The sequence below is a fragment of the Sulfitobacter sp. F26204 genome, assembly GCF_026410305.1.
In the GTDB taxonomy this organism is placed as follows: domain Bacteria; phylum Pseudomonadota; class Alphaproteobacteria; order Rhodobacterales; family Rhodobacteraceae; genus Sulfitobacter.
Map to the genome: position 1 here is coordinate 30,705 of NZ_JAPMLQ010000001.1, position 24,307 is coordinate 55,011.

A 24,307-nucleotide genomic window follows, 5' to 3' on the forward strand; every position below is an offset into this window, starting at 1 on the left:
GGCGTTGCATCACCGTACTTTCATCCTGCGTCATCTTTGCCATCGCTGCACATGAGGGAATGCAGAGCGAGGACCCGGTTGATTTTTCGAAGGTATCTTACGCGTTGACGATACAAGGGAAAGCAGCATCCCGGGGGCATTGAAAGATCCGGTTCGCTGTGATTGCCACCTCCATCAAATTGACTTCATTGTTTTTGCCGACACGCCGCGGCAAGAGCTTGACCATTTGTACCGGCAATCCCGTTCATCTGTGTCCTACACTAAAAGCACGCCTGCACTTTCCACCCGCGCAGCCCTCGCTTATCAAAGCAGCAAAGGAGCCCTCCATGACCCATATCACGCTTATTCGCCACGGTCAGGCCAATTCCGGAGCCAAAGACGAGGCGAGCTACGACAGACTCAGCGAACTGGGCCATGATCAGGCCGGTTGGCTGGGGGGGTATCTGCAAGAGAGCGACACCCATCATATGCGGTTGTTTACCGGAACCTTACGCCGACACATCGAAACGGCGGACAGCATGGCGATCGGGCTGGAACCCCAACGCGACGCGCGGCTCAATGAGTTGGAATATTTCACCATGGCGCAGTTGATGGAAGAGCAACATTCCATAGGCTTTCCGACGGAACAAGGGCAGTTCACCAATCACCTGCCCCTGCTTTTCCAATATTGGAAAGACGGCAAGATCGAAGGCGCGCCAGAGACATGGGATCAGTTTCACACCCGCGTCAATGACGCCCTGGCCGAAATTGCGGCAGGTGACGGCCCTGCCCTGGTTGTCACTTCAGGTGGTTTGATTTCAATGGCGATGAGCCAGGCAATGCTTCTGGACATACCAGCCATGGCGCGTCTGGCGCTTGCCATCATGCACACTTCGATGCACCGTCTGTTTCCCATCGGGGGACATCTATCCCCCGTCCTGTTCAACGCTGTCCCGCATTTGGACATGCCTGCACGCCGCATCGCCCAAACGCATATTTGAAAGGCCTGATCTTGATGCAACTCTATTACGCCCCCGGCACCATTTCCGTCGCCGTTGCCATCACTCTCGAAGAAGCGGGTCTGTCATATGATCCTGTCAAAGTCGATTTCGCCACGGCGGAGCAGACCAAGCCGGCATATCTCAAGCTGAACCCCAAGGGGCGTGTACCGGCCTTGATCACCGATACCGGTGCCATACTGACCGAAACGGGTGCCCTGCTCGACTACATCGCAGCCCTGAAACCGGAGGCCGGTCTGATACCCGCAAATGTCGAGGATGCAGCACATATGCGTGCGGTGATGTACTACCTTGCCTCCACCATGCATGTGGCGCATGCCCACAAGATGCGTGGCAGCCGGTGGGCCGAGCAGCAATCCAGTTTTGATGACATGAAGGCCAAAGTGGCGCACACCATGGCCAGTTGCGCTGCATATGTCGAAACCGACTGTCTGCGCGGCGACTTTGCAACCGGCGACAGCCTGACGCTTGCGGATCCTTATTTGTTCGTGGTCTGCAGCTGGCTGCCTGGGGATGGTGTTGATCTTGCAGATTTCCCGCGCATCGCAGCATTTCAAAATCGCATGGAGGGCCGCGACAGCGTCAAAACCCTGCGCGGCAAGGGGATCTTATGACACATCTTTGGGTGCGCGCAGAACAACGCAACAACGAAAGCCGCGTGGGCGTCACGCCAAACGGGGTTGCAACATTGATGGCCGCGGGATTTGACGTGACGGTCGAAGCATCGGACAATCGCGTTATTCCGACTGCGGACTATGCCTCGACCGGGTGTAGCATCGCGCCTTACGCCTCATGGCCTGAAGCCGCGCCAGAGGCGATCATCTTTGGTCTCAAGGAACTGCCGGACGACAACAGCCCGCTGCACCACAGACACATCATGTTCGGCCACGCCTTCAAGGGGCAGGTATCCGGTCAAACCTTGTTGCGCCGGTTTCGTCAGGGCGGCGGAACATTGTTGGATCTGGAATACCTCACAAATGACACAGGGCGTCGGGTTGCGGCGTTCGGATATTGGGCAGGATTTGCCGGCGCTGCCGTCGCGCTCAAATGCTGGGCCGCGCAGCAAGCTGGAACAATCGCAGGACCGGTTGGTGCCTATGCCAACGCAGATGCGCTCAAGGCCGAATTGAATGCCGAGTTGGAAATTGCGGCACCCCATCGTCCCAACGCGCTGATCATTGGTGCCTTGGGCCGTGTGGGTGCCGGTGCTGCGGACCTGTGCCGTGCAATGAATGTCGCAACCACCGGATGGGACATGCAGGAAACCTCAAGCGGTGGACCTTTCCCCGAAATTCTGCAGCACAATGTGTTCCTGAACTGCATTCTTGCGGGGCCGGGCACGCCGGTTTTTGTCCCGAAAACAGCACTGAGCGCGCCGCGCAAACTGTCTGTCATAGGCGACATTGCCTGCGATCCCGAGGGTGACTACAATCCGGTCCCCGTCTATGACCGCGCAACCACCTGGGATGCACCTGCCTTGCGTGTCCATGACAGACCGCCACTCGATGTCACGGCAATCGACAACCTGCCCTCGATGTTACCGCTGGAAAGCGCCGAGGATTTCGCTGGCCAGTTGCTGGCGACACTTCTGGAACTGGACGACGACAAAAACGGTGTCTGGGCGCGGGCCAAAAGCATCTTTGACACCCATGTTGCAGCGCTGCAAAGCTGACGGTCAAAACGATCCTGTTTGGCGGTATCAACGTTCGATGCCGCCCGCACGTGCGTTTGTCTTCAGGGATCAGGCTTGGTCAGCGGAACGACTTTGGTGATGGGGTCTTCGCTCACTTCTTCAAAATCGAAGTTGTGAAGCCGTCCCGAACGTTTCGCTGCCTTCTCCGAACTGACCAGAATCTCATCCACATCCTTGCGCGCCTGGCCAAAGTGGCGGTCAAGATTGCCGACACGTGCCACCAAACGTTCTACATCGCTGTTGAGAAGCCCCAGTTCCTTGCGAATGGCCCCAGCCTGTTCACGCATCCGGGCATCTTTCAGTATCGCCCGCATTGTATTCAGCGTTGCCATGCAGGTGGTCGGCGACACGATCCAGACCCGTTTTTCAAACCCGTAACGCGTAATCTCACCAAAGTTCGCATGTAGCTCGGCGTAGACTGCTTCGGAAGGAAGAAACATCAAGGCACCATCCGCAGTCTCTCCCTCAATGATGTATTTCGCTGCAATGGCGTCGATATGGGCCTTCACTGCGCCGCGCATGGCACGGGCTGCTTCCTTGACCTCGTAATCAGTCGTGGCGCGTCGCAGTGCCTCATAGGCTTCCAATGGAAACTTGCTGTCGATGACAATCGGTCCCGGCGGATTTGGCAAGTGGATCAAGCAATCAGGCCGCTTGCCATTGGAGAGGGTGGATTGCAGCGTATAGGCATTGGCCGGTAACGCCTTGGACACGATGTCATGCAGTTGGATTTCACCGAAACTTCCGCGCGTTTGCTTGTTGCTCAGAATGTCTTGCAGGCTCAATACATCGCCGGACAGTTTGGTGATATTGTCCTGCGCCTTGTCGATCGAGGCCAGCCGTTCCTGCAATTGTGTCAAGCTGGTCGTGGTCTGTTTGGAATTGCCATGCAGTGTCTCGTTCATACGTTCCTGCATTTCGGCAAGTGCACGGGCGGAACGTGCGGCATTGTCGGCCAGCCTGTCCTGCATGTTCTGCTGTACATTTGCCAGGCGTGCTTCCATGCTTTGAATCAGTTGGGTCTGTGCATTGGCCTGAGTGTCAGACACGGTTTGTAGCCCGCCCTGCAAGCGCTCCTGTGCCGCTCCGAGTTGCTGAACATAGCCGCCAAGCCCTTGGATTTGTTGGCTGAGTGGCGCCGCCATCCGCGCGGATCTACCCGCAGCGCGAACCGCGATGATGAGCAAAACCAAAATCAACAAGACCACCGCCGCAGCGATGAGGGCAGCAATCACCACAGGATCATCCCATTGATAGCTCTGTCCGTTGATTTGGATCATGTGCGCCCGAACAGCCGTTCAATATCGGCCAGTTTGAGTTCTACATATGTGGGGCGACCATGGTTGCATTGCCCTGAATAGGGCGTTGCTTCCATCTCACGCAGCAGCGCGTTCATCTCTTCACCGCGCATGCGCCGGCCCGAGCGGATGGAGCCGTGACAGGCAATCCGGCTGAGGATCGCTTCGATCTTGGCCTGCAACAGGTTACTGTCACTCTGGTCGGCCAGTTCGTCGAGAATGTCGAGAACCAGGGCACGAGCATCTACTTCACCCAAAATCGCAGGCGTCTCACGCACTGCGATGGCGCTGCCGCCAAATGCTTCGATACCAAGGCCGAACCTGTTCATCTCCTCAGCCAGCTCCAGCAATCGAGCGCAGTCATGCCCTGAAAGCTCCACGATTTCAGGGATCAACAACGCCTGTGAGGCAACGCCATTCTCCGCCATCTGCTTTTTCAGTTTCTCATAGACCAGTCGTTCATGGGCGGCGTGCTGATCAACCACCACCATGCCGGTCGCGGTCTGGGCGATGATGTAATTTTCGTGAATTTGCCCGCGGGCCGTACCCAGCGGAAAGTCCTCTTGCGCTGTTTGTAGGTCATCGTCGGCAGGTGTCTCGACCCGCCCCCATACACCAGCAGTTTCCGCAAACCCAGGGCTCTGATGTGCATAGGCCGCCCCCCGCGCCGCCGCAGAAGGGCGGTCCATCTGGTAAATCCGTGCGACCGGTTGTTCCGGGATCATCGCCCCAAGAGTCGCGCCTGCAACCGTGGTCGAGGCGCGGTGACCCGCATTGGCCAGGGCATGGCGCAGAGCCGATACGATCAAGCCCCGTGCCAGGCCGGGATCGCGGAACCGTACTTCGGATTTGGCAGGATGCACGTTCACATCCACAAGCGTCGGATCACAATCAAGAAACAACGCCGCTGCAGGATGGCGGTCGCGGCTGAGAAAATCGAAATAGGCACCGCGCAAGGCCCCGACCAGCAGCTTGTCCCGCACGGGACGCCCATTCACGAAGAGATATTGCGCCACTGCTGATCCTCGGGAATAGGTCGGCAGTGCTGCGTAGCCTGTCAGATGCAAACCCTCGCGTTCGGCATCGATCGGCAGGCAATTGTCGGCAAACTCGCGTCCCAGAACCTGTCCCAGGCGCCCATGAAGCGCATCGAATAAATCGCCCTGCTCTGCTCCCACGCGAAAAACATCACGCCCGCCCTTGTCTCCTGTGAGGTCACGCAGTGTGAAACTGACAAATGGGTCTGCCATCGCCAGTCGCTTGACGACATCGCCGATCGCCTGAGCTTCGGCGCGGTCGGTGCGCAGAAACTTGAGCCGCGCCGGTGTGGCATAGAACAGATCACGCAGTGTCACGATGGTTCCGCCGTTCAACCCCGCCGGTTTGACCGGTGACATCACCCCGCCGTTCACCGCGATCTCAGCACCTGCATGCCCAGCCGCACGACTGGTGATCGTCAGGCGACCCACAGCCCCAAGCGAGGGCAGGGCCTCGCCGCGAAAACCGAAGGTATGGATGTTGAGCAGATCAGAACCGTCAATTTTCGAGGTCGCATGCCGCGAAAGGGCCAGGGCCAGATCGCCCGGTGCAATCCCGCATCCATCGTCGGTGACGCGGATCAGCGTTTTGCCGCCATCGGCATATTCTACCGTGATACGTTTGGCACCGGCATCTACGGCATTCTCGACCAGTTCTTTGACCGCAGAGGCAGGCCGTTCGACAACTTCCCCAGCGGCAATGCGGTTGATCGCGGAATCGTCCAATTGCCTGATCACAGGTTGGGACGCGCTTATATTGGGGTTAAGACCTGCCATAGCGCTAAACCTAGCATGCAGCGTGACCAGACTGAACCCGATTCGCAGCCTCCATTGCTAAGGAAATGCACCCACGACTGGGTGAAATCGGTCGCGACATTCATTTCGCGCACCGCATAGGTGACTGGTAGCCTCAGTGGTTTTCAACATCTGATGTTGCGTCTGATGCCGCTGTTGCGCAGCGGTATATAAGGCCAAAAAGAACAAGCACAGCGTCCTGTGGCAGGTCACGGGCCACGAACACCCTTTGCGGCTATTGACCAAAACCCTGTCCCCAAACGGCAAGCGGGCCGCCACTGGGAGACGACCCGCTGCCAGACTGGCTGCTGCAACTGTGTTTATTTTTGTTAACTTGGTATTTTTAGCTGCTGGCCAGTCCGAATGGCGTCGGGCGCATCAAGTTGTGCCCTGTTGGCTTCAAGTATGCGGTGGAACGCATTTGGCTGCCCGTAAAACTGTAATGATAGCGAGGCGAGGCTGTCACCCGGCTTTACCGTATAAACCCTTTGGCCTTCGACCAATCGCGTCCTGGCCTTCGATGCGGCAAAGGCGCGGCGGCTCATTTCCTGCGCGGCCTGAGCGCTTTCGGCAGTCCCGTCTTCAACAAGTGCGGTCTGGACGAGGTAAAACAACATCGTATCCATATCAATCTGGCCGTTGACCGTCCGTAGCGCTGCGGCAATTTCGACCTTGCCGGTGTCAATCGCCTCCCGAAGTAGAGGCTCCGTCACATTGCGCGACAAATCGAGGTCAGGAGCCGTCAGGATCAGACGGTCAATTCCATTCTGCGCCTGATAGGTGACGCTATAGGTGCCGGCCAGAACAACCTCCCGCAACATTTGCAAGGTATCGCCGGGCATGGTTGCCGGTTGCGGTGTCAATTCACTAGCGTCCAGAGCACCCTGTGAGGATTGCCCGCCTGCGGGTAGTTGCATCAAGGCCGGTCGTGTCGCGGTCAGATCGGCAGAGTCCTGGCGGGTGACACCGGGTTCCGTGTCAGTGCCGGTAACGGATGGTGCGGGCAACGAATTGGCCATCTGTGTTGAGGGGCCCGCAAATTTGAGTGTCGCCATGATGCCCAGAACAAAGGCAAGCATACCGATCACGCCGACAGCGGCCATCATGCCTGAGACCGGCAGCACGGGTTGTTTCTTCGTCTTGCGCTGGACAGATTGGGGAATGACGTAGTTGTCAAAAGTCACAATCGGGGTCACGGGATCAACAGGGCGTTTCATGTCACGACTGTCCTTCTTCGATGCTGAATCCCAGCAACGACCAGACCTGCATACCGCCACGATAATACAGGATCTTCTCGGGCGGATAACCGGCCTGCAGCAGGTTTTCGACCAGTCTACCAGAGTCATCGCTGCTGGGACCATTGTCATAGACCAAAAGTGCCCGCGCATCCGCAAAGTTGAACACACCGTCAAAAGCGCGGGCTCCCAGGGCCTGCAGGATCTCATCGCGAAAGGCATTGCCGGGTGCCAGCGTATTATGCGGCAGGCTTACGGTGCCGGGAATGAATCCTTTGGCGCGATCGACAGGCGCACGGGCATCCACCATAAGCCCCTGTCCACCAGCCACCTGCGAAACGAGAAAGTCCAGAACTTCGCTTTCGCCCAGAGTTTCGACACCGGCAGCAACCTGCATCGGTGCGATACAAGATCCACCACAGCTTTCCCCGGTTGAGACAAAGGCCGCGGCACGTTGCAATGCATCGGGGTTGTCACGGGCAATCGTCACTTGCGCCCCGTTGAACAGGAAAGACGCCTTAGCTTCGGTCAGGCGATCCTGCGCATGTCCGATGGTGGCGAGCACAATAAAAACTGTTGCGGCCCGCAGGGTCCACATTGACATTTCATTCCCCCAGAAATGATACCGGATGTTGTGTGCTATTATGGCAGATAACACATCTTTTGGTTGTTGTACCCTATATGCAAAGGAAGACAGGCTCAGTCAAAGCAAAAACGAATCATCTGGACAAAAACTGTGATTTGGTTTTGCGATGTCAGCGATTCGGTGATGAAATTCGCGCCCGCCGTGCATTTTGTCACAATTGCAGCCCGGATTTGGGAAATGTCCTTGGCAGAAGATCCGGCTTGCGGTCGGATCACGCAGGAATTTGCCTTGGCGTCGACCGCTTGTGGTCAGTTGCTTGCCAATCCCTCAAGGCCCGTGGCACCTTGGGGCTCTGAACGGACCGGAGACTCCCATGGCCGCCACACCGACATCACCCCAGCAAACCACCGACGTCCCTGTGCAAACCCATTTGCCACAGGTGGCGGAACCCCGCAATGTCGGCATGCCGCTGGATCTGAACTGGGTCCTGAGTGCGCAAGCGAATACATCCGCCATCGAACGGCGCGCCGGAAGCATCGGCGCAAGACGGTCGGTCAAGAAATCCCATCAGGCGGCCTGGCTCTTGCGGGCGGTGACCTGCATTGATCTGACAACCCTGTCAGGGGATGATACGGCGCGGCGGGTGGAGCGCCTGTGCGCCAAGGCGCGCCAACCCATCGCGCCTGACCTGTTGACCGCACTTGGCATGGGGCCCATCACCACGGGAGCGGTGTGTGTTTATCACGAAATGATCCCTGCGGCGGTTGATGCCTTGCGGGGCACGGGTATTCCCATCGCCGCTGTCTCAACCGGTTTTCCGGCCGGTTTGTCACCTTTTGAGCTGCGCCTGCGTGAGATTGAAATGAGTGTCGCCGCAGGCGCAACCGAGATCGACATCGTGATTTCGCGCCGTCACGTTCTGTCAGGTAACTGGCAGGCCCTTTATGATGAGATGCAGATGATGCGGGCCGCTTGTGGCGATGCTCATGTCAAGGCGATCCTTGCCACTGGCGAATTGGGCAGCCTGCGCAACGTCGCCCGCGCCTCGCTTGTCTGTATGATGGCGGGGGCCGACTTTATCAAGACCTCGACGGGCAAGGAAAGCGTGAATGCCACCCTTCCGGTCTCCCTTGTGATGATTCGCGCCATTCGCAGCTACTTTGACCACACGGAATTCCGCGTCGGTTACAAACCGGCGGGCGGTATTTCCAAAGCCAAGGACGCGGTGACCTATCTTGCGCTGATCAAGGAGGAACTGGGCGACCATTGGTTACGCCCGCATCTGTTTCGGTTTGGTGCGTCATCGCTTCTTAATGACATCGAACGACAGTTGGAACACCATGTGACAGGCAATTATTCCGCGGGCTACCGCCATGCAACAAGCTGAGGGTGAGACGATGAGTGTAGCCGATATTTTCGAGACAATGGACTATGGCCCTGCCCCCGAAAACGCAGCCGATGCGCTGGCATGGCTGGTGGATCAGGGCGACCGCTTTGGGCATTTCATCGACGGCGCATTTACTGACCCGGCTGATAGTTTTGAAAGCAAGAATCCCGCAACGGGCAACGTGTTGGCCAGCCTCAGCCAGGCCACGCAAGCGGATGTGGATGCCGCGGTCAAGGCGGCGCGCAAGGCGCAGGGCGGCTGGGCCGCACTTGGCGGGCATGGCCGTGCAAAATATCTCTATGCGCTGGCACGGCTTTTGCAAAAACACGCCCGTCTTTTTGCGGTGCTTGAGGTGCTCGACAATGGCAAGCCGATCCGCGAGGCCCGCGACATCGATGTGCCCCTGGCACAGCGGCATTTCTACTATCATGCCGGCATGGCGCAATTGATGGAAAGCGAACTGCCCGACGCGGAACCATTGGGCGTATGTGGCCAGATCATTCCCTGGAACTTCCCCCTCTTGATGCTGGCCTGGAAAATCGCGCCAGCGCTGGCGATGGGCAATACCGTGGTGTTGAAACCAGCAGAATATACATCGCTAACGGCATTGCTGTTTGCAGATATTTGCCTACAGGCAGGTTTGCCCAAAGGTGTCGTAAACATTGTCACCGGTGATGGCACCGTGGGCGAGATGATCGTGGCAGCAGATGTCGACAAGATCGCCTTCACCGGCTCAACCGAGGTTGGCCGCAAGATCCGCGCGGCAACAGCCGGATCAGGCAAGGCCTTGACCCTGGAGCTGGGGGGCAAGTCTCCCTATATCGTTTTTGACGATGCTGACCTAGATAGCGCTGTCGAAGGGCTGGTCGACGCCATCTGGTTCAATCAGGGACAGGTCTGCTGTGCCGGATCCCGGCTGTTGGTACATGAACCGGTGGCGGATGTTTTTTATGCCAAGCTACGCAAGCGGATGGACAAGCTGCGGATCGGCTCTCCGCTGGACAAAAGCATTGATGTCGGTGCTCTGGTAGACCCGGTTCAGCTTCAGACAGTCACGCAAATTGTTGCAAGGAACACCGCCGGACAGACCCACGTGGCGGCAACGCCCCTTCCGGAAAGGGGATGTTTCTATCCTCCCACCCTGATCACCGGCCTGAACCCTGCCGATAGCTTGATGCAAGAGGAGATCTTTGGTCCGGTGCTGGTGTCGACCACCTTTCGCACCCCGGAGGAAGCGGTGCAACTGGCCAATAACACCCGCTATGGTCTGGCAGCAACGGTCTGGTCCGAGAATATCAACCTCGCACTGGATATTGCACCGAAACTGGCGGCTGGCATCGTATGGGTGAATGGTACCAACATGATGGATGCAGCGGCAGGATTTGGCGGCGTGCGCGAAAGCGGCTTTGGCCGCGAGGGGGGCTGGGAAGGTCTGGCAGGTTACACGCGCCCCAAGGGTAATGCGAAACCACTAAAGAAAATCGCGGCCTTCACCGGGGAAGGCGGCCTTGCCGATGGCATCGACCGTACAGCCAAACTGTATATCGGGGGCAAACAGACGCGCCCTGATGGTGGCTATTCCGCGCCGGTCTATGGCAAGTCGGGCAAGCTTTTGGGACATGCCAGCATCGCCAACCGCAAAGACCTGCGCAACGCGGTCGAAGCAGCACAGGCAGCCAGGGGGTGGTCGAAAACCACCGGCCATCTACGGGCACAGATCCTCTATTACATCGCGGAAAATCTGGACGCACGGGCAGAAGAATTTGCCGATCGCTTGAATGCCATGCAGGGTGGCAAGATGGGTGCGAAAGAAGTCGCCGCAAGCGTCAAACGCCTCTTCACCTATGCTGCGTGGGCCGACAAATACGATGGACAAGTGCATGGTGTGCCAATCCGTGGAGTCGCATTGGCGATGAAAGAGCCTGTTGGCGTGATCGCGGCCCTTTGCCCGGCCGAAGCCCCCCTGCTGGGTCTGGTCTCCTGCATGGCACCAGCGATTGCCATGGGCAACCGCGTCGTGCTGGCGGCGTCCGAACCTTTCCCGCTGGTGGCGACAGATTTTGTTCAGGTCCTGGAAACCTCGGATATGCCCGGGGGGGTGGTAAACATCCTGACTGGGCCGCAGGCGGATGTGGCGGAGCCCATGGCACGACATCTGGATGTGGATGCGGTCTGGAGTTTCGGCGCTGCAGAGCTTTGCGGTCTTGTCGAAAAGGCTTCAACCGGGAATCTGAAACGCACCTGGGTGAACAACGGAATGGCGCGAGACTGGATGTCGGCCCAGGGCGAAGGCAAGGCCTTTCTGCAAGCCGCGACCGAGGTCAAGAATATCTGGGTGCCTTATGGTGAATAGCCCTGTCAAAACGGGCTGTCCCTTTGGGGACAACCCGTGTTTTGAGCGCGGAATCAAGCCTCTGTCTGGCTCTTTGACCACTTAGTTACCAGCAGTAGTTTCCAGCCCTTCAGGCTGTCCAACAACGACAAAATGCAGGTTTTCCGGCTCTAGCAACATGGCGGCCACCCGCTTGACATCATCCAGCGTCACGGCGTCGACCTTGTCATTGCGGGTCTGGATATAATCGATCGGCAAGCCCAGCATCTGCATGCCGACAAGGATGTTCGCAATGGGTCCGTTACCGTCAAAGCGCAAGGGATAGGCCCCGGTCACATAGGTCTTGGCCGCCTCCAGTTCTTCCGGCGTCACGCCATTTTCCGCGGCCTTGGCCCATTCGTCGCGGATCACTGCGATGGCTTCAGCGATGCGGTCATTAGAGGAACTGACAGACCCCAAATAGACATTCGCCAGATCACGGGTAACTAGATAGGAATACACCCCATAAGTCAGTCCGCGCTTCTCGCGCACCTCGTTCATCAGGCGGCTTTCAAAGCTGCCCCCCCCGATAATCTGATTAAGGATCAATGCCGCGAAAAAGTCCGGGTCGCTTTGGGAAATACCCTTCTGGCCAAACAATGCCACGGATTGTGGCGTCGGAAAATCCACTACCGTCACACCGGGAGGAATTGTGACCTCTGCCTCAGCCGGCATCGGCGCACCTGTGGCGGGCACCCCCCCCAGGAGATCATCCAGCAGTTTGCCCAGAGCCTGGGGAGTGATGTCGCCCACAGCGCCAACATAGATACGATCCAATGCAAAGACGTTTTCGTGAGCGGCCAGCAGATCTTCGCGGGTCAAGGCGGTCACGCTCTCGGTCGTGCCATTCACGTTATGGGCATAGGGATGGTCACCAAAGGCGATCTTATTAAAGGTTTCGCCCGCAATTTCATCGGGGTCCTTTTGGTTCGACTGGATGATGGAAAGCACCTGACCACGCACCCGTTCGATCGCGTCCTCGTCAAAACGTGGCTGTTGCAAGGCCGCCCGTAGCAAGGCTACCGAAGCATTCTGATTTTCAGTCAGGAATCGTGCCGAGATCGATACTTCGTCCCGCGAAGCGTCAAAGCCAAAGGAACTTGCCAGTTCTTCCTGTGCACGGCTGAAGGCACGGGCATCCATGTCCGCAGCCCCTTCCTCAAGCAAGGCAGTCATCAGATTGATGGCACCGCGCTTGTCAGGGTCGTCCAATGATGCACCACCACGAAACCTGATTTGCAGCGCCACAAATGGGATTGAGGGCTCTTCGACCAACCATGCGGTGATCCCGCCCTGACTGGTTACGGATTTGATGTCGACATCTGCCTGCGCGGACAAAGCAGTGAACAGTGTCAATACGAGAGCGTAAAGCAGTCTCATTGCGCGGCCTCCTCTTTCATAAGCCAGCCGGTGACAGATGCCCGCCGGTCGAACAGTTTTGTTGCCGCCTTCATGATATCGTCGGCGGTCACGGCATCCAGTATTTCGGGCCAATCCTGCACGTCCTTTACGGTCAATCCGATGGCCAGCGCCTGCCCATAACGGTTGGCGACTCCTTCGGCATTATCACGGGCATAAATTTGTTCCGCACGGATCTGCAATTTGATCCGCTCAAGCTGTTCTGCATCCACTCCGGTTTGCATAAAGCTGTCCATAGCTGCGTCCATCGCGTCTTCGGCCTCTTGCAGGGAAACTCCTGCTGTCGGCACCACAACCAGATCAAAGGCGGTGTCGTCAAGCGAGGCCCCCCGGTAAAAGGCTCCGGTATAGGTCGCGATCTGTGTATCGAATTGCAGTTTCTCTGCCAGAAATGATGTGGTGCCCCCGCCAAGGATTTCCGCAAGTATCGTCAGCGCGGCAGCTTCTTCTTGCGCGCCCGGGTCGCGTTCCGGTGCAAGATATGAACGACTGACATAGGGCTGCGCGACGCGCTGGTCGCGAAAGATCAGGCGACGCTCTGCAGTTTGCGGCGGTTCCTGGGTTCGCAGGCGTTCAGGCAGATCGGGGTTGGCAGGGATTGCGCCGTAATATTTTTCCGCCAGGAGGCGCACATTGTCGGGTTCAACATCACCTGACACCACAAGGATCGCGTTGTTTGGGGAATAGTAAAGTTGGTAGAATGACAAGGCATCGTCAAGGTCGAGTGTTTCCATCTCGTGACGCCAACCGATGACCGGCGTGCCGTACCTGTGATTGAGATATTGCGCCGCGTTCATCTGCTCGCTGAAAAGCGCACCGGGATTGTTGTCTGTGCGCTGGTTGCGTTCTTCCAGAATCACATCACGTTCAGTGCGGATGTTTTCAGGGGTCAGGCGGATATTCTTCATCCGGTCGCTTTCCATCTGCATCATCAGCTCCAGACGGTCCGCAGCAATCCGTTGGAAGTAGGCGGTGTAGTCATAGCTGGTAAAGGCATTATCGCGCCCGCCGTTAGCGGCAACGGTGGCGGAAAATTCTCCTGCTTCCAGCTTGTCCGTCGCTTTGAACAGGAGATGTTCAAGAAAATGCGCGACCCCTGACGATCCTTTGGGTTCGTCCGCCGAACCCGCACGATACCAGACCATTTGCTGCACCGCTGGGGCGCGGTGGTCTTCGACAACAACAACATCCATGCCATTATCCAGGGTAAAAAAAGTCACCGCCTCATTTTCGGCGGCGCGCGCCGTAACAGGCGATATTGCAAACGCCAGAACGGCTGCAATCATCGGCAGTCTGAACATCATCGGTCCTTTGATAATATGGTCTATCCAAGAGGTACGCCCATTGGCGCTACATTCAAGATAGATGACAAATTTGTAAACTTGGCGTCGTGCCTGTCGTTATTCGTTCGGCGCGTAAGACGGGGTGCGGGCACCCGCACGACGCCAGCGCGCCGCCTCTGCATCGGCATCCAGTGCCTGACGGCGATAGGCCTGATTATATCGGTCCACAGGCACGATACGGAACTGCGTCAACCGGGCCTTGCGTTTGCGAAATTGCGCGTCTGTTTCGGCCAGATCGCTGCGGATTCCTGCCGTCACGCCAAGGCGCGATGCATGTCTCACCAATGCGCCATCACTGGCGGGAATGCCTGCATCCGCGGATTCAGGTCGGCCACCAAATGCAGTCACGCCTTCGGCAATTGCGGAACGGTCTGTCAGGTTGGCCTGACCCGGAGTGGGGGGCGGCAGTTCGCTGTAATTTGCCGGGGCTTCCAGGGGTTTGGCGGGCTGGATCATGAATTCGTTTGGCCCGTCCGACACATTTTGCAGATCACGCAAACCTTTGTTGGCGCAGGCCCCAAGGACCAGCGGGATCAGGACAAGAAAAGCTGCGCATCGCATGTGTCGTCTCCTATCGGGTACCCAGTTGATAACTTAGTCAGGCGGGCAATGTCACTTATGTTTTTTTGAAGCGCGGGATCGGTCCTTGGGCAAAGCCTTTTTCGACGCCTTCTTTTGATCTTCTGCCAAAAAAATCAGGCCAATGGCACCGGCAAAGATGAAGACATCCGCCAGATTATAGACAAAGGGATTATTGAAGCCGCAGCAGGAATTATTCAGAAAATCAAGCACATATCCATAAATTAGTCGATCCACCACATTGGCAAGCGCCCCTCCCACCAGCAATCCGGCACAGGCCATCGCCAAACGGTTAAGCCGGGCGCGCGTCACCCAGATCAAGATGCCAATACAGATGACCAAGGCCAAGACGATCAGCACCCAGCTACTGACCCCGTCGCCCAGACCAAAATTGATACCGCGATTTTCGCCATAGCGGAAATTCAGCACCGGCGGCAGAACATCGATTTCACGCACGCGCCAGAGTTCCCACAAGTGAATCACAACATATTTGCTGGCCTGATCAACCAGAAATGCCGCAAAGGCAGACCAGAAAAGGATGCGCATTGGAATTCCTTCCTTAATGCCGGAAGTGGCGCATATTGGTAAAGACCATGGCGAGTCCAGCGTCATCAGCCGCCGCGATCACCTCGTCATCGCGCATCGAACCGCCCGGCTGGATCAAGGCCGTCGCGCCCGCCTCGGCCGCAGTGACAAGGCCGTCCGCGAACGGAAAGAATGCGTCAGATGCGACAACAGAACCCTGCGTAAGAGGTGCAGGCAGGCCCATGGCTTCGGCCATATCCTGCGCCTTGCGTGCGGCAATGCGAGTGCTGTCCACACGGCTCATCTGGCCGGCACCTACACCGACAGTGGCACCGTCCTTGACGTAGATAATCGCGTTTGACTTGACGTGCTTTGCCACGGTCCACGCGAACAACAGATCGCTGAGTTCCTGCTCGGACGGGCTGCGTTTGGTTACAACCTTCAGATCATCTGCTGTAATGCGGCCTATGTCCTTGTCCTGCACCAGCCAGCCGCCCGAGACCTGGCGTGCCGTGAGGTCGGCGATGGACGGATCGGCAAGGCCGTTGGTTGTGAGCAGGCGCAGGTTCTTCTTTTTCGCAAAGATTGCGATGGCATCGGCATCGGCAGCCGGGGCAATCACAACTTCGGTAAAGATGCTGCTGATCGCTTCGGCGGTTGCGCCATCAAGTGTCTGGTTCAACGCGATGATCCCGCCAAAAGCCGAGGTGCGGTCACAATCGAAGGCCCTTGTATAGGCTTCGACCATGGTGCTTCCTGTCGCCACACCACAGGGGTTGGCGTGTTTGATGATTGCGCAGGCTGGACCGTTTGCAGGTGCAAATTCGCTGACCAGTTCGAACGCGGCATCGGTGTCGTTGATGTTATTGTAAGACAGTTCCTTGCCCTGATGCTGAACTGCTGTGGCCACGCCGGGGCGGTTGGAGCCATCGGTGTAGAAAGCCGCGCTCTGATGCGGGTTTTCGCCATAGCGCAGCGTTTGTGCCAGCGTGCCCCCAAAGGTGCGGCGGCGCGGGGTTTCGCCAACTTGCGCGGCCATCCATGTGCTGACGGCTGTGTCATAGGCTGCGGTGCGGGCATAAGCGGTCTGGGCCAGACGCTGGCGCAGCCCATAGGTGGTCGCACCCTTGTTGGCCTCCATCTCTGCGATCACCGCGGCGTAATCCTGGGTATCAACGATGACGTTCACAAAGCCATGATTCTTGGCGGCGGAACGGATCATCGCAGGGCCACCAATGTCGATGTTCTCGATCACTTCGTCATAGGCGGCACCCTTGGCCACGGTTTCCTCAAAGGGGTAGAGGTTGACCACCACCAGGTCGATACCTCCAATATCGTGTTGGTCCATTGCGGCGACGTGGTCCTTGTTGTCGCGCAATGCAAGCAAGCCGCCATGCACGACAGGATGCAAGGTTTTCACCCGACCGTCCATCATCTCGGGAAACCCTGTGACCTCGGCCACGTCTATCACATCCAATCCCGCATCGCGCAATGCCTTGGCGGTGCCACCGGTACTGAGCAATTCGACCCCGTGCGAAACAAGTGCCTTGCCCAGATCGACCAGACCGGTCTTGTCAGAAACAGAAAGCAGGGCGCGTTTAACGGGTACGATATCGGGCATTTTCGGGTCCTTTTGTTAGTCTTCGTCAAGATGCGAATTGTCCATCGACAAGTCTCGCACGCCAATCGCAGTTTCCTGCGCTTTGGACAAGGACCAGCGGACACGGGTGGCATAGGTAAATGCACTGCCCGAGAGCACGATTTGTTGTGCAGCGCGGGGTTTCAGACGCGTTGTTTCGAGATAAGCCCCCGGTTCCAGCGCCAGATTGTGGATACCGTCGTGGCGGAACACCCATATTTCACCGCTTTTCAGTGCCATGGAAACCGCCGCGCCACCCAGGTCAAGGGTTGCATCCACATCAGGGTGCAGATGAAACCGGATGTCGAAGCGCAGCCCTTTGAGTTTTCCGGCATCAAGCGCCGCGTCAAAGCGCCGTTTTTCGACGTCTTCCAATGCCAGAAGCATGTCCTCGCCTGCCAGACCGCGGCCATCAAAGGTCAGTTCCAGTGTACGGGCATGGGTTAGCCCATGAGTGCCGACATAGCCGTTGTGTCCGCCCTGAAACTTGATGCCGTCATTTTCAGGCGACAGTTCGATCGGGACATAGGTAGGACCGCTGATCAAGGCTTCGTGGCCGGTGGCCGTGTCTGGGTCCGCCAACCGGGCACTGGAATAACCGCCAAGACAGAGTGTGGAATGAGAGGGCGTTGCACGACCCGCACGCCGCCAATCCAGCCCGAATGAAGCGCCGGAACCACAGTTCACAACCAGTGGACGGCGACCGGAAGTCAGTTCAAAGGCCAGGGTTGATGCATGGGCATTCTGGCTGGCTGCTCCGGTTGGCGGTGCGGCGGCGTCGATCACGATGCTTGTGCGGCCACCGGACAGCCGGGCATAGCCCATCGCCAATCCATCCGGTTGCCCGCCTTTGACGCGGCTTGCGGCAAGCGCGTGATCCAGCCAACCTTCGGCACCGCGTCCGCCACCATGAAACCGCGCCAATGCTCCATCGGTATGTCGCAGGGACCGCAAGGTCGGTGCGATGCGTTCAATCGCCGCCATATGTTCCTTGGGGCAGCTGCGACCCACATCGCTGAGCGCGGCAGCCGCCCAGGTGAGCAGCGTGAAAACCGCCAGCAGTTCCTCGGGATTGCGAGTAGGCAGCCCGCCCTGCGCATCAATCTGGATGGCGCATTCGCGTGCCAGCGCCTTGATCGCCGGATCGGCAAGCGCCTCCTGACCTTCCAGCGCGAGGCCGGCATAAATCAGCCCTGTCAATGCTTCAAATCGAGGCAAGCCAGGCGCCGCACCGCGCCAGCGGCGCGACAGGAACTGGGTCTGCTGCACCAATGAGCGGTAGAAGCCGTGGCTTTGTTCGGGTTCCTGACCACGCAGCAGAAACAATGCGTGGTTGATCCAGCGGATCAGACGGCGGCCTGTGAGGTCCGGAGACCAGCCACGCCCACGGCCTTTACCATAGGCGTCGATCCAACCCCAGAGCCAGGTCTGGGCGGCGGCACGCGCGGGTGCGTCACCCACGGCCGCCAGATCGTCGAGCCAGGCAAAACCGTGAAGATCAGCGGCATAATTGGCATCCGGTGGTGTCAGATCCCACAGCGAATGGCCCGGAGCGTTTATTAATGTCCCTGCAAACAGATAGTTGCCAGCGACCAATTGACGGCCTCTGGCAAAGGATCCAATGGTCCGGGGTTCGGGCGACGAGACAAAACCTTTCACACTCGCGGTGGTGCGCGTGGCCACAGCGGCATGCACTGCGTTCAAAAGCCGCGACTGTCGCGCTTTGAGTGTGGATAATTTGAACATATTGCGACTGCCCTTGACGCTCTGATGGCGTTTGGCCGCATCATAGACCGCCTGCAAGGGGGAGTCACCGTTTTTTGCAGCGCCGTGTCCTGATGGGCGGGGTATGCCAGAAAGTCCCTGTTGTGACAGCACGTTCTGAGATAGGCAGCAATGACACAAATGCGGAGCAAAACCATGATTGCCAGCTTGATGATGTATGATCGGGTCGAATTGGCGACACCGAACGCCGCCTATTGGCGACAGTTGCGACATGCCCTGAATAGGCGCGGCATCAAGACCCCCAAAGAACTGGCCAATACGACACCCGAATTCGAAGTCTGGCGATCACCGGAATTGGTGTTGAGCCAGACCTGCGGTATGCCTTACCGGACCCAACTGTCGGAGTCTGTGAGCCTGATCGGCACTCCAGACTTTGGATTGGAAGGATGTGCACCGGGATATTACCGTTCCGCCGTCGTGGTGCGTCAGGACGATCCAAGAGAGGCGGCAGAGTTTTGCAATGCACGCTTTGTCTACAACCAGCGGTGCTCTCAATCGGGGTTCGGTGCCGCGTTTTTCTGGGCACGGGACCACGGATTCCGGTTCGATGATTGCCAGGCCAGCGGGGGGCATGTGGCTTCTGCGCGGATGGTGGCGCAAGGTCATGCCGACATTGCGACGATTGATGCACAAAGCTGGCGTTTTATTCAGCAGTTTGACGGTTTTGCCAAGGATTTGCGTGTGCTGGACTGGACCGCGCCCACCCCCGGCCTGCCCTATATTGCGGCCAAAGGGGTTGATGCACGGGCGCGGTATGAGGCAGTAGCCGAAGCAATAGCGGCCCTGGACCCGCTTTCGCGTCAAGTGCTGGGATTACGCGGGATCGTTGCAATCCCGAAAGCCGCTTATCTAGCAGTAGAAAACCCGCCGGACAGTTGATCAGGCCTTGTTCAGACAAACGATGTAAAAACCGTCCATCCCGCCCAGCTCGGACCAGTAGTCAGGCCGCAAGCGCAACCCGCCTTCGGACGTGAACCACGCCGCTTCAACGCCTGGTACGTTCAATGCGGCGGTATCGACGCTCATGTCATCGTGGCGCTCTAATGCGTCGTCGATTTGCACTTCGCCTTCGTCCGGCAACAAGCTGCAGGTGCAAAACACCATGCGTCCGCCGGATTTCAGAAGCGACCAGGCGTGATCTATAAATTCTGCCTGCAACGCGATGAGATCACCAAACTCCGAACCGTCCTTGGCATATGGCAGATCGGCATGACGACGGATCGTGCCGGTAGCGGAACAGGGAGCGTCGAGCAGGATCGCGTCAAACGTTCCCTTGATGGCACGCACATCTTTGGTGAGCGTCCTGGCACCGAGGCCAACCCGCGCAAGGTTTTCTTTCAGGCGTTGCATGCGAGCGGCGGAATCGTCCACCGATGTGACAACGGCACCGGCAGCGGCAAGCTGCATCGTTTTACCACCGGGAGCGGCGCAAAGATCCAGGATCGCCTCGCCCGATTGCGGCTTCAAAATCTGAACTGGCAGGGACGCGGCAGCATCCTGTACCCACCATTCGCCTGTGTCGAAACCCGGCATCGTCGACACCTGACCGGGATTGGTAAGGCGCACCGATCCATTGGGCAAAAGGGTTCCGTCCACGGCCTTGGCCACCGCGGCGGCATCGAATTTGGCAGTAAGATCAAGCGGGGCTCCGGCAAAATGCGCGATTTCCATTGCGCCCATCGCCTCGGCCCCCCATGCCTCGACCAAAGGCCCCCTCAACCATTTGGGCAAGCGCGGCGCACGGAGTGCAGCCCATGCTTCCGGACCTTCAGAGGCAATCTTGCGCAGCACTGCATTGGTCAGCCCCTTGAGATGGCTCAGCTTGTTGTGCTGCCCGACCAGATTTACCATGGCATTGACAACCCCGTGCGCGGCACCTCCTTGGCATAATTCCACCGTACCGACCCGCAGAACATTCTGGATGGTCAGGACCGGCGGCTTGTTCAGGTGTTTTTGCAGCAGACGGTCCGCGCGTTCCAAACCCCGCAGTGTTTCGGTCGCAAGTCGCTGCGCCCGGGCGCGGTCATCGGGCGAGAGCTTGTCAAGCGCGCCACCGGCGAGAAGTTCTGACATCAAACGCGGCTCGTCACCCAATATCTGGTCCAGCAGGTAAACGGCACTGCGGCGGGCTTGGACTCCGGTGTTTGACATACGTACGCTTCCTATCCGGCCTGACTGACTTGTCTGCAACTGTTTGCGGCGTATATCAAAGGGTGGCATCCCTCAAGAGGACGATATGACAGACAAGCTGACATCCCAACTGGAAGGCGGCGATCCGGCACCGCGCCCCATCCCGGACAATCCGACACCACCGACACCCACGCCGGGACCGGATCTGCCCCCCCGACCAAACCCTGATCCCGCACCCAAACCGATCCCGCCTGCCGCCCAGCGCGCATTGGCGGAAGCAGAGGAACGTCGCAGAAACGCGAAGGAGCTGGATTTGCCGCCAGAGTTGGGAGGCAGAGAGGGGCCGGAACCGGTGCGATATGGCGATTGGGAAAAAAAGGGGTTGGCAGTCGATTTCTGATCCTCGGGACAAACCGACCTAGCCATCCTGTGACAGTCCGAGAACATCCAGCATGTCATAGGCCCCTGCCGCACGCCCCTGCCCCCAAAGCGCCGCTTTCAAGGCACCGCGCGCAAAAACACTGCGGTCGGACGCGACATGGCGCAGGATGATCCGTTCGCCGGCGGCTGCGAACATAACATCATGTTCGCCGATGATGTCACCGCCGCGAATCGCGGAAAATCCGATGTTTCCCGGTTTGCGTGCGCCAGTGATGCCGTCGCGACCGCGGTCCGAGACCTCGTTCAACGAAACACCACGGCCAGCGGCGGCAGCCTCCCCCAGCATCAGCGCGGTGCCTGAAGGAGCGTCGACTTTCTGGTTGTGGTGCGCTTCGATAATTTCGATGTCGTAGTCGGTATCAAGTGCCGCAGCGACCCGTTGCGTCAGTTGGGTGAGCAGGTTCACCCCAAGGCTCATGTTGCCTGCGCGAATGATGGTGGCGCGTTCCGCAAACGGCGTAAGCGCGGCGATCTCTGCGTCAGACATGCCCGTTGTGCCAATCACATGCACTATGCCAGCTTCCGCCGCGAGGGCCGCAAAGCCCAGCGTTGCTGCGGGTGCTGTGAAATCAATTACCGCATCGGCATTTTCCAGCGCCGTGGCTACATCGTCTGTAACCACAACACCCAGCGCTGCGCCACTCATGGCTTCGCCCACATCGCGGCCGACCCATTCATGCCCCTCACGTTCGATCGCGGCTGTCAGGGTCATCCGGTGGGAGGCCGTCACAAGATTGATCAATGTCCGGCCCATACGGCCAGATGCACCTGTGATCGCAATGCGTGGCAGATCGGTCATGTGACATACTCCTGTGTCAATGTCTGTGGTGTCATTACCGTGCCTGCCACCGCTTGGCAAAGACAATGGGAGCGCTTAGGTAGGGCGCATGGGAAAGAACAATTCATATGAGGGCAAAGGCCCGACGCAACGCCAGCTTCGGGTCGGTGAAACGATCCGGCGCGCCTTGTCCGAAGTGCTGGCGCGGGGCGATGTCCACGATCCAGAGCTGAACCGCCTGTCGATCACGGTGGGCGAGGTGCGATCATCCTCGGATCTGAAAATCGCAACTGCCTATGTTCTGCCCTTGGGAGGAGAGGGCCAGGACGAGGTGCTCAAGCTGCTGTCACGCAACAAGCACGAGATTCGAAAACAGGTAGCCAAAAAGCTGACGCTCAAATTTTCGCCGGAACTGCGGTTTCAACTGGATCAGACCTTTGACCAGATGGACGAAACGCGACGGATGCTCAACCAGGATGCTGTTCGGCGCGATGCGGATGCTCCGGACAAGGCCACCGAGGGGTGACGCGCCTTGTGGCCCTGTTTGCGCTGCTGCTCGGCTGTGTATCGCCGGGCATTGTGGCGGCGACAGAGTGCCGCACGGAGAGCTACCATGGCAACACCTATGCGATTTGCGAGGTCGATCTGACTTCCGAGCAGCTGGAACTGTTCCTTGCCGATCCGAACGGTAATATTTTCGGCTACTTCGGTAACGTTGATGCGGCATTGAAAGAACGCGGGCTTTCATTGGGTTTCGCCACAAATGCCGGCATGTATCACGAAGACCGCAGCCCTGTCGGGCATTATCTTGAGAATGGGCAGGAGATCCAGCGGGTGATCCCTGATGCCGGGCCCGGAAACTTCGGACTGTTGCCGAACGGAGTGCTGTGTTTGCGTGAAAACCGTGCTGATGTCTTCGAAACAGGTGATTTTCTGAAACAGGCACCGCGCTGTCGGTCTGCAACACAATCCGGGCCAATGCTGGTCATCAATGGCAATTTGCACCCTAGGTTTTTGATCAACAGCACGTCACGATATATTCGCAATGGTGTGGGCACGTCACCGGATGGCAAACGCGCTGTTTTTGCGATTTCAGATAGCCCTGTCACGTTTTACGAATTCGGAAGCTTGTTCCGCGATCATCTGGCCATGTCGAATGCGCTGTATCTGGATGGCAATATTTCGCGGCTTCGCGCCCCTGATCTGGACCGCAACGGCATCGGTTTTACACAATTGGGGCCGATCATCGGGGTCGTTGAAGCGGCGAAATAGATTTGCCTCTGGGCAGCAAGCCGTGCGCGCAGTATAGCGCAGGCGAATTTTCAAAACGAGGGCAGTATGGGACGCACACGCAAAGGGCGCGATATTTCAGGATGGTTGGTTGTGGACAAACCGGCCGGGCCCACGTCGACAGCAGTTGTCAACAAGGTCCGCTGGGCACTGGAGGCGAAAAAGGCGGGCCATGCGGGCACGCTTGATCCCGAAGCGACTGGCGTTCTGGCAATTGCATTGGGAGAAGCGACCAAGACCGTTCCCTATATCACCGATGCGCTGAAGGCCTATGAATTTACCGTACGTCTTGGGGTGGCTACCAATACAGATGATGCCGAAGGAGAGGTTTTGGCAAGCTCCGATCAACGGCCTGATGATGATGCCATCAAGGGCGCCCTGGCGAATTTCATTGGCGATATTGAACAGGTGCCACCGCAGTTTTCTGCCGTCAAGATCGATGGGGAACGTGCCTATAAACGTGCCCGTGACGGAGAGGAGATGCAGATCGCGGCGCGCCCGTTGTATGTAGAAAGCCTGCTTTTGACCGACCGGCCCGATGCCGACCATGTGACGCTTGAGATGGTCTGTGGCAAGGGCGGATACGTGCGTTCCATCGCCCGTGATCTGGGGGCGGAACTTGGGTGTTTCGGACATGTGCGCGAGTTGCGCCGGATCTGGTCGGGACCGTTCGAGGCCAGCGACGGTTTGAGCATGGAACAGATCGACGCGATTGCCCGCACGCCCGAGTTGGACACCCATCTGTTGCCGTTGGAACAGGGACTGGTCGATTTACCCGAGGTCAAGGCGACCGCAGAAGGCGCAACCCGTCTGCGCAATGGCAATCCCGGCATGGTGATCGCACCGGACGTTGAATATGGCGATGAATGTTGGGCCTCCTATGACGGCAGGGCGGTTGCAGTGGGCCGGTACAAATCGGGCGAACTTCATCCAAGCCGGGTATTCAACATTTCGATGGGATGATCCGTGCCGTGCAGC

The 24,307-nt window shown here is 58.1% G+C and carries 22 protein-coding genes; 10 read left to right on the top strand and 12 right to left on the bottom strand.

Going from position 1 to position 24,307, the window contains the following annotated elements; genetic code table 11:
• The first annotated feature begins 326 nt into the window (after positions 1 to 326).
• The 3 genes from OS190_RS00135 to OS190_RS00145 are packed head-to-tail and all read left to right on the top strand — an operon-like array spanning position 327 to position 2,670.
• Complete coding sequence (locus OS190_RS00135) at positions 327 to 980, top strand: histidine phosphatase family protein (protein ID WP_267156628.1); 654 nt, start codon at positions 327 to 329, stop codon at positions 978 to 980.
• A 14-nt stretch (positions 981 to 994) separates the two neighbouring features.
• Complete coding sequence (locus tag OS190_RS00140; protein WP_267156629.1) at positions 995 to 1,612, top strand: glutathione S-transferase family protein; 618 nt, start codon at positions 995 to 997, stop codon at positions 1,610 to 1,612.
• Positions 1,609 to 2,670: a saccharopine dehydrogenase gene (locus OS190_RS00145; protein ID WP_267156630.1), complete on the top strand. Its 1,062-nt coding sequence runs from the start codon at positions 1,609 to 1,611 to the stop codon at positions 2,668 to 2,670. The genes OS190_RS00140 and OS190_RS00145 overlap by 4 nt, the downstream gene beginning before the upstream one ends.
• 62 nt (positions 2,671 to 2,732) lie before the next feature.
• Here OS190_RS00145 and OS190_RS00150 read toward each other — a convergent pair whose 3' ends face one another.
• The 4 genes from OS190_RS00150 to OS190_RS00165 form a co-directional block, all read right to left on the bottom strand.
• Complete coding sequence (locus tag OS190_RS00150; protein ID WP_267156631.1) at positions 2,733 to 3,971, bottom strand: DNA recombination protein RmuC; 1,239 nt, start codon at positions 3,969 to 3,971, stop codon at positions 2,733 to 2,735.
• Complete coding sequence (gene mutL, locus OS190_RS00155) at positions 3,968 to 5,803, bottom strand: DNA mismatch repair endonuclease MutL (RefSeq protein ID WP_267156632.1); 1,836 nt, start codon at positions 5,801 to 5,803, stop codon at positions 3,968 to 3,970. Before mutL ends, OS190_RS00150 begins: the two co-directional genes overlap by 4 nt.
• 347 nt (positions 5,804 to 6,150) lie before the next feature.
• A complete protein-coding gene (locus OS190_RS00160; protein ID WP_267156633.1) occupies positions 6,151 to 7,038 on the bottom strand; it encodes a LysM peptidoglycan-binding domain-containing protein in 888 nt (295 codons plus the stop codon).
• Position 7,039: 1 nt separating this feature from the next.
• Positions 7,040 to 7,660, bottom strand: coding sequence for a rhodanese-like domain-containing protein (locus tag OS190_RS00165; protein WP_267156634.1), 621 nt, complete (start codon positions 7,658 to 7,660; stop codon positions 7,040 to 7,042).
• A gap of 355 nt (positions 7,661 to 8,015) precedes the next feature.
• On the opposite strand from OS190_RS00165, the gene deoC reads away from it, so the two are divergent.
• Complete coding sequence (deoC, locus tag OS190_RS00170; protein WP_267156635.1) at positions 8,016 to 9,029, top strand: deoxyribose-phosphate aldolase; 1,014 nt, start codon at positions 8,016 to 8,018, stop codon at positions 9,027 to 9,029.
• Positions 9,030 to 9,039: 10 nt separating this feature from the next.
• Positions 9,040 to 11,382: an aldehyde dehydrogenase family protein gene (locus OS190_RS00175; protein WP_267156636.1), complete on the top strand. Its 2,343-nt coding sequence runs from the start codon at positions 9,040 to 9,042 to the stop codon at positions 11,380 to 11,382.
• Between the two features lie 81 nt (positions 11,383 to 11,463).
• Here the strand turns inward: OS190_RS00175 and OS190_RS00180 are convergent, their stop codons facing one another.
• From OS190_RS00180 to OS190_RS00205, 6 genes are all read right to left on the bottom strand, one after another.
• On the bottom strand, positions 11,464 to 12,780 hold the full coding sequence (locus OS190_RS00180; RefSeq protein WP_267156637.1) for a M16 family metallopeptidase: 1,317 nt from the start codon (positions 12,778 to 12,780) through the stop codon (positions 11,464 to 11,466).
• Positions 12,777 to 14,105, bottom strand: coding sequence for a M16 family metallopeptidase (locus tag OS190_RS00185; protein WP_267157320.1), 1,329 nt, complete (start codon positions 14,103 to 14,105; stop codon positions 12,777 to 12,779). Before OS190_RS00185 ends, OS190_RS00180 begins: the two co-directional genes overlap by 4 nt.
• Before the next feature lie 114 nt (positions 14,106 to 14,219).
• The gene (locus OS190_RS00190) at positions 14,220 to 14,723 is read right to left on the bottom strand and encodes a DUF3035 domain-containing protein (protein ID WP_267156638.1); all 504 of its coding nucleotides are present in this window, start codon (positions 14,721 to 14,723) and stop codon (positions 14,220 to 14,222) included.
• A gap of 51 nt (positions 14,724 to 14,774) precedes the next feature.
• Positions 14,775 to 15,287: a signal peptidase II gene (gene lspA, locus OS190_RS00195; RefSeq protein WP_267156639.1), complete on the bottom strand. Its 513-nt coding sequence runs from the start codon at positions 15,285 to 15,287 to the stop codon at positions 14,775 to 14,777.
• A gap of 13 nt (positions 15,288 to 15,300) precedes the next feature.
• Positions 15,301 to 16,887 carry a bifunctional phosphoribosylaminoimidazolecarboxamide formyltransferase/IMP cyclohydrolase gene (gene purH, locus OS190_RS00200; protein ID WP_267156640.1) on the bottom strand — a complete coding sequence of 529 codons (1,587 nt, stop codon included), beginning with the start codon at positions 16,885 to 16,887 and terminating at the stop codon, positions 15,301 to 15,303.
• 15 nt (positions 16,888 to 16,902) lie between these two features.
• A complete protein-coding gene (locus OS190_RS00205) occupies positions 16,903 to 18,651 on the bottom strand; it encodes a heparinase II/III family protein (RefSeq protein ID WP_267156641.1) in 1,749 nt (582 codons plus the stop codon).
• A 174-nt stretch (positions 18,652 to 18,825) separates the two neighbouring features.
• On the opposite strand from OS190_RS00205, the gene OS190_RS00210 reads away from it, so the two are divergent.
• On the top strand, positions 18,826 to 19,569 hold the full coding sequence (locus tag OS190_RS00210; protein ID WP_267156642.1) for a phosphate/phosphite/phosphonate ABC transporter substrate-binding protein: 744 nt from the start codon (positions 18,826 to 18,828) through the stop codon (positions 19,567 to 19,569).
• Here OS190_RS00210 and OS190_RS00215 read toward each other — a convergent pair whose 3' ends face one another.
• Positions 19,570 to 20,841 carry an RsmB/NOP family class I SAM-dependent RNA methyltransferase gene (locus OS190_RS00215; protein ID WP_267156643.1) on the bottom strand — a complete coding sequence of 424 codons (1,272 nt, stop codon included), beginning with the start codon at positions 20,839 to 20,841 and terminating at the stop codon, positions 19,570 to 19,572.
• Positions 20,842 to 21,025: 184 nt separating this feature from the next.
• Here OS190_RS00215 and OS190_RS00220 point away from each other — a divergent pair, with 184 nt between their 5' ends.
• Positions 21,026 to 21,220, top strand: a complete 195-nt coding sequence (locus tag OS190_RS00220; protein WP_416237363.1) for a DUF1674 domain-containing protein — start codon at positions 21,026 to 21,028, stop codon at positions 21,218 to 21,220.
• 18 nt (positions 21,221 to 21,238) lie between these two features.
• Here the strand turns inward: OS190_RS00220 and dapB are convergent, their stop codons facing one another.
• The gene (gene dapB, locus OS190_RS00225) at positions 21,239 to 22,060 is read right to left on the bottom strand and encodes a 4-hydroxy-tetrahydrodipicolinate reductase (RefSeq protein ID WP_267156645.1); all 822 of its coding nucleotides are present in this window, start codon (positions 22,058 to 22,060) and stop codon (positions 21,239 to 21,241) included.
• A gap of 88 nt (positions 22,061 to 22,148) precedes the next feature.
• Between dapB and rbfA the strand changes: the two genes are divergently transcribed.
• The 3 genes from rbfA (at position 22,149) to truB (ending at position 24,292) form a co-directional block, all read left to right on the top strand.
• Positions 22,149 to 22,565: a 30S ribosome-binding factor RbfA gene (gene rbfA, locus OS190_RS00230; RefSeq protein WP_267156646.1), complete on the top strand. Its 417-nt coding sequence runs from the start codon at positions 22,149 to 22,151 to the stop codon at positions 22,563 to 22,565.
• Positions 22,562 to 23,311, top strand: a complete 750-nt coding sequence (locus OS190_RS00235) for a phosphodiester glycosidase family protein (protein ID WP_416237357.1) — start codon at positions 22,562 to 22,564, stop codon at positions 23,309 to 23,311. Before rbfA ends, OS190_RS00235 begins: the two co-directional genes overlap by 4 nt.
• A 66-nt stretch (positions 23,312 to 23,377) precedes the next feature.
• The gene (truB, locus tag OS190_RS00240; RefSeq protein ID WP_267156647.1) at positions 23,378 to 24,292 is read left to right on the top strand and encodes a tRNA pseudouridine(55) synthase TruB; all 915 of its coding nucleotides are present in this window, start codon (positions 23,378 to 23,380) and stop codon (positions 24,290 to 24,292) included.
• Positions 24,293 to 24,307 lie beyond the last annotated feature (15 nt).

Coding starts and splice junctions, on each gene's coding strand:
- OS190_RS00135 (WP_267156628.1), top strand. CDS start 327: ATGACCCATATCACGCTTATTCGCCACGGTCAGGCCAATTCCGGAGCC.
- OS190_RS00140 (WP_267156629.1), top strand. CDS start 995: ATGCAACTCTATTACGCCCCCGGCACCATTTCCGTCGCCGTTGCCATC.
- OS190_RS00145 (WP_267156630.1), top strand. CDS start 1,609: ATGACACATCTTTGGGTGCGCGCAGAACAACGCAACAACGAAAGCCGC.
- OS190_RS00150 (WP_267156631.1), bottom strand. CDS start 3,971: ATGATCCAAATCAACGGACAGAGCTATCAATGGGATGATCCTGTGGTG.
- mutL (WP_267156632.1), bottom strand. CDS start 5,803: ATGGCAGGTCTTAACCCCAATATAAGCGCGTCCCAACCTGTGATCAGG.
- OS190_RS00160 (WP_267156633.1), bottom strand. CDS start 7,038: ATGAAACGCCCTGTTGATCCCGTGACCCCGATTGTGACTTTTGACAAC.
- OS190_RS00165 (WP_267156634.1), bottom strand. CDS start 7,660: ATGTCAATGTGGACCCTGCGGGCCGCAACAGTTTTTATTGTGCTCGCC.
- deoC (WP_267156635.1), top strand. CDS start 8,016: ATGGCCGCCACACCGACATCACCCCAGCAAACCACCGACGTCCCTGTG.
- OS190_RS00175 (WP_267156636.1), top strand. CDS start 9,040: ATGAGTGTAGCCGATATTTTCGAGACAATGGACTATGGCCCTGCCCCC.
- OS190_RS00180 (WP_267156637.1), bottom strand. CDS start 12,780: ATGAGACTGCTTTACGCTCTCGTATTGACACTGTTCACTGCTTTGTCC.
- OS190_RS00185 (WP_267157320.1), bottom strand. CDS start 14,105: ATGATTGCAGCCGTTCTGGCGTTTGCAATATCGCCTGTTACGGCGCGC.
- OS190_RS00190 (WP_267156638.1), bottom strand. CDS start 14,723: ATGCGATGCGCAGCTTTTCTTGTCCTGATCCCGCTGGTCCTTGGGGCC.
- lspA (WP_267156639.1), bottom strand. CDS start 15,287: ATGCGCATCCTTTTCTGGTCTGCCTTTGCGGCATTTCTGGTTGATCAG.
- purH (WP_267156640.1), bottom strand. CDS start 16,887: ATGCCCGATATCGTACCCGTTAAACGCGCCCTGCTTTCTGTTTCTGAC.
- OS190_RS00205 (WP_267156641.1), bottom strand. CDS start 18,651: ATGTTCAAATTATCCACACTCAAAGCGCGACAGTCGCGGCTTTTGAAC.
- OS190_RS00210 (WP_267156642.1), top strand. CDS start 18,826: ATGATTGCCAGCTTGATGATGTATGATCGGGTCGAATTGGCGACACCG.
- OS190_RS00215 (WP_267156643.1), bottom strand. CDS start 20,841: ATGTCAAACACCGGAGTCCAAGCCCGCCGCAGTGCCGTTTACCTGCTG.
- dapB (WP_267156645.1), bottom strand. CDS start 22,060: ATGACCGATCTGCCACGCATTGCGATCACAGGTGCATCTGGCCGTATG.
- rbfA (WP_267156646.1), top strand. CDS start 22,149: ATGGGAAAGAACAATTCATATGAGGGCAAAGGCCCGACGCAACGCCAG.
- truB (WP_267156647.1), top strand. CDS start 23,378: ATGGGACGCACACGCAAAGGGCGCGATATTTCAGGATGGTTGGTTGTG.